This is a genomic window from Aquimarina litoralis, assembly GCF_019295435.1.
GTDB lineage: Bacteria > Bacteroidota > Bacteroidia > Flavobacteriales > Flavobacteriaceae > Aquimarina > Aquimarina litoralis_A.
In genome coordinates this window covers 1-6242 of sequence record NZ_WEKL01000090.1, presented here as the reverse complement: position 1 = coordinate 6242, position 6242 = coordinate 1, and the positions used below count along the sequence as shown (strand labels likewise).

Genomic DNA, 6242 nt, shown 5'->3' with positions numbered 1-6242 from the left:
CAACCAATTCCACAACAATCTGCTCAAGAATCGTAGTATTCCTCATTTCACGTCAAAAAATAACGTTTAAAGCGTACAATTTTATTGACTTTTTGTAGTTAATTTGAGTATTGATATCCGTACTATCAAGAATTAAATTAAAAAAGCAAACAAATGATGAAAAAAAAGATGTTAGCAATTGCTGCAATTGCTTTAGGATTATTGGGTGTGTCCTGCTCAAGTGATGATGGACCACCAGTAGCTAATGTTACAATTGAAACAATTGGCTTAGAAAACTTAACTGGTGGATCTACTTACCAAGGATGGTTGATTGTAGATGGTCAGCCAGTTCCTACGAATAGATTTACAAACCCTACAGGAACTATAAATCTTACTGTTTTAGCATCTGATCTTGAAAATGCTACTGATTTTGTACTAACTGTAGAACCAGTAGGGGATACAGATAATATTCCTTCAGATGCAAAAATATTAACAGGAAGTTTTAATGGATCAAATTCTGCTACACTTAATTTTGCACCTGTTGTTGCCGATTTAACGAGTACTGCGGGGCAATTTTTCTTAGCTACTCCAACAGATGATGTTGCTGATAATGATGAATTTGGCGTTTGGTTTATGGATGGATCCGCTGCAGGACTAACACTACCGACTTTAGCTGCTGGGTGGAAATATGAAGGATGGGTAGATTTTGGTAATATTACAGTTTCTACTGGAACATTTTCTGCGGTAGATGCAAGAGATGATGCAAATTTCTTCAGTGGTTCTGGAGGGATGATACCTGATTTTCCTGGAGAAGATTTTCTAGTACTTCCTAGTCAAATTCCTTTAACTGGACTTGCGTTTCCTGCTTCAGTAGCAAGCAAAAGAGTATTTATTACGGTAGAGCCTTTTGGAGATAATGATCCAGCACCATTCTTTATTGAGCCTTTAAGCGGAACTGCTGGAATAACAACAGGTCCTGCAAATCCGGTTTCGATGATTTCTAATACTGCGATGCCTTCTGGTAGAGCAACAAGACCGAACTAATTGATAAAATCAATTTATATACAGAAAACTCCCATTTTTGGGAGTTTTTTTATTCATATAGTTTTTGCTCAAATGAAAGTAAAAAGAACCCTTTAAAAATTCTTTTTGCCCTTTCTATTTCCTTATTGGATAGGGGATTGTTATCTAGCAATAATCCTGCTAAGGCATATTTTTCTGTTTCATAAATCTTAGGTATTTCTGTAATATCGTTATTGTTGATATGAACCATAAGAAGCACTTTCATTCTTGCAAATACTGAAGGAAGTTCTGTAAACTTATTATATCCGACATGGACTACCCATAATTTTTTCATGTCTATTAACTCATCTGGTAATTCTCTTAAACTATTATGATCTAAATATAAAAATCGAATTTGAGCTAGCTTACCAATAGTTTTCGGTATTGTCTTTAGTTCGTTATGATCGATCCATAGTGAATAAAGCTTAGGTAATCTTCCAAGGAAAATATAAGTGTTACTATCAGTAATAGAATTATAGGATAGATTAAGATCTTTTAAGTGTTTAAGAGATGTAATGTTCTCTGGAAGTTTGGTAAGCTGATTATCTTTTAGATTAAGAAATTCGATAGGTAATTCCGAAAGTTGAGAAATGACTTGATCTAATCGTAAATTTGGATTGTGAACTAATGAAATTTGCTTCAGATTGCTGAACTTTTTTATGGACTTAGGAATTGTTTTAATATCTAAACTATCTAATATCAATACTTCTAAGCTATTATGAATAGATAGTTTTTCTAGTGCTAACTCCAAATCCAACTGTGGATTGCTACTTAGATCGATCATGCGTAAATCTTTAATTTGATCAATTGTTTTAGGTAGCTCTGTTAAATTTTGATTCCTTAAATCCAGGCGATGAATTGTAGGTACATTTTTTTCAGGAATCTTATCATAAGTTCTACTGTAAAATGTGGTATAAGTATTACAACTAGCAAATAACCATAGGGTACACAAATAGAAAGATATTGTTTTGTTAGTCATCTGTAGTTGTATTTAAAAGTAAACTTCCTGATGCTTCGATAAAAATTTTATCCTTTGTTTCAATTTGCCAGGGAAATCTTGGATTTAGTCCTAAACCGTCGTGTAGTATATTTTGAATATAAGCTCCTGCTTTTTGGCTATTGAACCCTAGTTTGGCATGGATAGTATAGTTATCTTCTTGATGTGTGGCATATCCATATACGTTTCCGTAAAAAAGATCTTTAAATGGAGGTAAGGTAAACCATACATTTTTTCGACCATCATCCGAATTAATTGGATTTCTAGGTGCTAAACTATAATTAGGTCTTGCTGTAAACAAGTCAATACCTAATCCTATTTTCTGAATTGTTTGAATATTCGTGATGTTGGTAAATCCTATATCTAATGAACCAGTTACTCCATAATCAGTGCCAGAACCTTTGAATAAACCAATGCTGAAATCATTTTGAAATGAGAAATGAATATTGTGATTAGAATTACTAAATCTCATAAGAAAAGCTCCGCGTCTTAATCCATAAGATTTTAGTTTGCCAGGCAAATAGTCTTTACTAAATCCAAACCCTAATCCATGAAAACCTCCTTGTCCATTTGGATTAAAGATTAATGAGGTATTGATGTTGGAAACGGAAGATCCTAAGAGGTTACTGTTTTTTCCAATTCCTGCTAAAGCAAAGAACTCATACGAATAGGCAAATCCAGTCTTTTTAACAGTATGTCTTTTAAGAAACTGATAGGAAACAATGGATAATCCACTTTCTGCAGAAATATCTCCATAATTTAAAGTGCCAAATCCAAAAGCTCCTAATTTTARCCATTGATTTTGATTTCCAATAGTGATTTCTGCTTTTAGTAAAACACCACCATCTGCACTAAATCTTTGGGAATACATCGAAGTACTTAAGAATATACATATGATGAAATGTTTTTTTAAGTAGTTAGTCATCATATTATCTTCTGGGATGATATGTGTTAATTACTTCACTTAAATGACTTCGATCCACATGCATATAAATCTCTGTAGTGGTAATGCTTTCATGTCCAAGCATTAATTGTATAGCTCTTAGATCGGCACCATTTTCCAATAAGTGTGTAGCAAAAGAGTGTCTAAAGGTATGTGGACTTATATTTTTTTGAATTCCTGCTTTTTCGACAAGACGTTTTACGATCGTAAAAATCATGGCTCTTGTCAGTTGTCGTCCTCTTCTATTTAAAAATAGTGTATCCTCATGACCATCTTGTATAGCAAGATGGTTTCTTATTTCATCTTTATATAAAGAAATATATTTTTGAGTAACTTCTCCAATAGGCACAAATCTTTGCTTATCTCCTTTACCAGTAACACTAATAAAACCTTCCTCAAAGAATAGATCAGAAAGCTTAAGGTTTATTAATTCACTAACTCGAAGACCACATCCATAAAGTGTTTCTATGATGGCTCTATTGCGTTCTCCTTCAGCTTTACTTAGATCAACTTTAGAGATAATTGTATCTATTTCTTCTAAGGACAAGGTGTCTGGGAGCTTTCTTCCAATTTTTGGAGCTTCAATAAGCTCCATTGGATTGTTTTCCCGATAATCTTCAAATACTAGATAATTAAAAAAGCTTTTCAAACCAGAAATTAGCCTTGCTTGCGAACGGGCATTCACAACTTTAGCCGTTTCATAAATGAATTGTTGGAGTATTTCTTTTTCTATAGTTAATGGAGTAGTTTGAATATCTTGTGATTCTAAAAACTTTAGCAATCGTTGAATATCCAGACTATAATTAATAATAGAATTATCAGAAAGTCCTCTTTCTATCCGGAGGTAATGTTCATAATCTTTTATCGCATGACTCCATTTCATTGCCCTAATATAAAAAGAAAAACCATCCCGATCTAATCAGAATGGTTTAATAGGTTTGTGGAGTAATCTTTTTTATAAATGTATTGCGAATCCTACGTTCAATTGAAATGCATCCGTAAAGAAATCGTCGTTCAAACTTAAATTATATCGTAGTCCTGGTTCTATGCTTACGTTGTCTCCAATAAAAAAAGCATATCCTCCTTGAACTCCAAAAAATGAAGGATCTTCATCCGCATCAGTGCTAACTCCACTATAATCTATTTGTACTGGGATAGATCCAATAATGTAGTATTTTGCACCAATTTTATAACTAAATCTATCAACAGCATCTGCATCAGAATTTGCTTTAATTGATCCATATCCAAGTCCAGCTTTCAATGCTAAATTGTCCATAATAAAATATCCTCCTTCTAATCCAATATTGAAAATAGAACCAGCATCATCTGAGAAAGAAGTAAACTGTATACCAGTGTTTGCAGCATGAGCTGCACCAAAGTTAGTATTTGCTTCGATAAGCCATTTTCCTTTAGAAGTTTGTTCTCCGTCTTGAGCATTGATAAAAGTGAATGTAAATACTGCAATGGCAGTTAAGATAAATTTTTTCATGATAATTGTTTGTTTAAATGTTGAGAACAAAACTATAAGAGAGGAAACAGAAAATAATCACTGTTTTCAGGTAGATTTTAAACAATTATTCCCCTGAAACTAGGGGATACGAAAAAAGTATAAGGTATTACTAAAAAAACAAACCCCATCATAATGAATCGTATGATGGGGTTTGTATATGTTTGATGTGTTTTAGAATTTGTAGACTAATCCTAAATTGATATCATCTAAATCTAAACCAAAAGTAAATGCATTTGTAGACTCCGCATTATCAACATCTGGTTTTGCAGTAGCATAACCAAGAGCTCCCCAAAATGCTTCAAGAGCGAAATGATCACTTAAGAAATAGCTAACTCCAGGACCAACATTTACTCCAAATCCATTTATTTTAAGTTCACCTGGACCTTGTTCCGTTTTAGAACTAGCATATTCTAAACCTAATTCCCCAAAGATTGAAAATTTGTTAGATGGGGTGAAGTAGTAACGTCCAAAAGCTCCAGCGTTAAAAGTGTTTGTTTTTAAATCTTCGGTTATTGGCGTTTCTTGCTTACTAGTTGTAAACCCTAATCTTGCCCCAACTGCGATATTATCTGAAACAAAGAATCCTGCTCTAGGAGTAAATTCAAAGGAGTTGTCTTTAATATCTCCGGTAGAAGTAGAGTTGTATCCAAAAGATCCAGAAAGGAAAATATCACCTTTTGCAAATCCTCCGTCTTGTGCGTTAACAAAAGTTAATGTGAACACTGCAATTGCAGTTAAAATCAATTTTTTCATAATGTTTGTTTATTTGTTTATACCCATTAGTGACATTACCACCATTTTTGTTACTCTGTTTTTACTAAAATTTTTTATTGTTTTTCACTTGTATTTTTAACCTGTTTATTATCAGGGAATCATAATTTATTTTTAACATTTATGATTTTACTATTTTAGTATTGTTGTGTCTTTTCTCGAATTAGGAGTGTATATTCGGTATAGTTTTCTATCCGATTACAAAAAATAAAGTTACTTTTGAGTATAAACTTATTCTGGTATGATGAAAAGAAAAATATTTGCTCTTGTAATTATGGTTTTGAGTTTTATAACTGTAAAAGCTCAAAAAATATCTGATGAAGATCCTTTATATGCTCGAGCAGGTTTTAAAGGAGGAGTTAATTATAGCAGTATTCTTGGAGATGCTGATGATGTTAGTGGAAGAGTGCGAGTACATCTTGGGGTTGTTGTAGAGTATCCGGTTTCAAGCAAATTTTATGTTCAAGGAGAACTGTTGTATTCTGCGCAAGGTTATAAAGCGGATATCTTAGGTCAGGAACAAGAGGTAAGTTTAAATTATATGGCCTTGCCGATTTTAGCCAAATTTTATATGACGCCAAAATTCAGTTTGGAAACGGGACCACAATTTTCATTACTAACAACCGTAGGAAACGATGATGTGGAGGATAATGATCCTTTTTTTGATTCCTTTCGTGATCTCGATGTTAGTTGGGCTTTTGGAGCATCTTATAAGTTAGAAAGCGGATTGTTTTTCCAGTTACGATATAATTTAGGCTTAACGAATGTAAATGATCCAGGAATTTTGGATGTAACGAATAGAAATTCTGTTGCCCAATTATCTGTTGGATATCTATTTAAAACTAAAAATAACCGAAGAGTTATCAGAGAAGCATACGAATGAAAATATTAATATTAAACGGTCCTAATTTAAATCTTTTAGGGAAACGTGAACCAGGTATCTACGGAAATCAATCTTTTGAGGAGTTTTTCAGTACGTT

General features: G+C 33.0%; 8 protein-coding genes. 3 read left to right on the top strand and 5 right to left on the bottom strand.

Features of this window, described 5'->3' with window-relative positions:
• Window positions 1-153 precede the first annotated feature (153 nt).
• Window positions 154-1023, top strand: coding sequence for an anti-sigma factor (locus tag GBO31_RS23200; RefSeq protein WP_219011004.1), 870 nt, complete (start codon window positions 154-156; stop codon window positions 1021-1023).
• A gap of 49 nt (window positions 1024-1072) precedes the next feature.
• On the opposite strand, the gene GBO31_RS23195 is transcribed toward GBO31_RS23200, so the two are convergent.
• From GBO31_RS23195 to GBO31_RS23175, 5 genes are all read right to left on the bottom strand, one after another.
• Window positions 1073-2020, bottom strand: coding sequence for a leucine-rich repeat domain-containing protein (locus tag GBO31_RS23195; protein WP_219011003.1), 948 nt, complete (start codon window positions 2018-2020; stop codon window positions 1073-1075).
• Window positions 2013-2909, bottom strand: coding sequence for a hypothetical protein (locus GBO31_RS23190; RefSeq protein WP_219011002.1), 897 nt, complete (start codon window positions 2907-2909; stop codon window positions 2013-2015). The genes GBO31_RS23195 and GBO31_RS23190 overlap by 8 nt, the downstream gene beginning before the upstream one ends.
• Window positions 2910-2967: 58 nt before the next feature.
• Window positions 2968-3864, bottom strand: coding sequence for a site-specific tyrosine recombinase XerD (xerD, locus tag GBO31_RS23185; protein ID WP_219011001.1), 897 nt, complete (start codon window positions 3862-3864; stop codon window positions 2968-2970).
• Window positions 3865-3936: 72 nt separating this feature from the next.
• Window positions 3937-4470 carry a porin gene (locus tag GBO31_RS23180; RefSeq protein ID WP_219011000.1) on the bottom strand — a complete coding sequence of 178 codons (534 nt, stop codon included), beginning with the start codon at window positions 4468-4470 and terminating at the stop codon, window positions 3937-3939.
• Between the two features lie 192 nt (window positions 4471-4662).
• Window positions 4663-5244, bottom strand: a complete 582-nt coding sequence (locus GBO31_RS23175) for a porin family protein (RefSeq protein WP_219010999.1) — start codon at window positions 5242-5244, stop codon at window positions 4663-4665.
• 259 nt (window positions 5245-5503) lie between these two features.
• On the opposite strand from GBO31_RS23175, the gene GBO31_RS23170 reads away from it, so the two are divergent.
• The gene (locus GBO31_RS23170; RefSeq protein WP_219010998.1) at window positions 5504-6145 is read left to right on the top strand and encodes a porin family protein; all 642 of its coding nucleotides are present in this window, start codon (window positions 5504-5506) and stop codon (window positions 6143-6145) included.
• Window positions 6142-6242, top strand: a 101-nt coding sequence (locus GBO31_RS23165; RefSeq protein ID WP_219011006.1) for a type II 3-dehydroquinate dehydratase, incomplete at its 3' end; no start/stop codon positions are given. The genes GBO31_RS23170 and GBO31_RS23165, both read left to right, overlap by 4 nt.

Coding starts and splice junctions, on each gene's coding strand:
- GBO31_RS23170 (WP_219010998.1), top strand. CDS start 5,504: ATGATGAAAAGAAAAATATTTGCTCTTGTAATTATGGTTTTGAGTTTT.
- GBO31_RS23180 (WP_219011000.1), bottom strand. CDS start 4,470: ATGAAAAAATTTATCTTAACTGCCATTGCAGTATTTACATTCACTTTT.
- GBO31_RS23175 (WP_219010999.1), bottom strand. CDS start 5,244: ATGAAAAAATTGATTTTAACTGCAATTGCAGTGTTCACATTAACTTTT.
- GBO31_RS23195 (WP_219011003.1), bottom strand. CDS start 2,020: ATGACTAACAAAACAATATCTTTCTATTTGTGTACCCTATGGTTATTT.
- GBO31_RS23200 (WP_219011004.1), top strand. CDS start 154: ATGATGAAAAAAAAGATGTTAGCAATTGCTGCAATTGCTTTAGGATTA.
- xerD (WP_219011001.1), bottom strand. CDS start 3,864: ATGAAATGGAGTCATGCGATAAAAGATTATGAACATTACCTCCGGATA.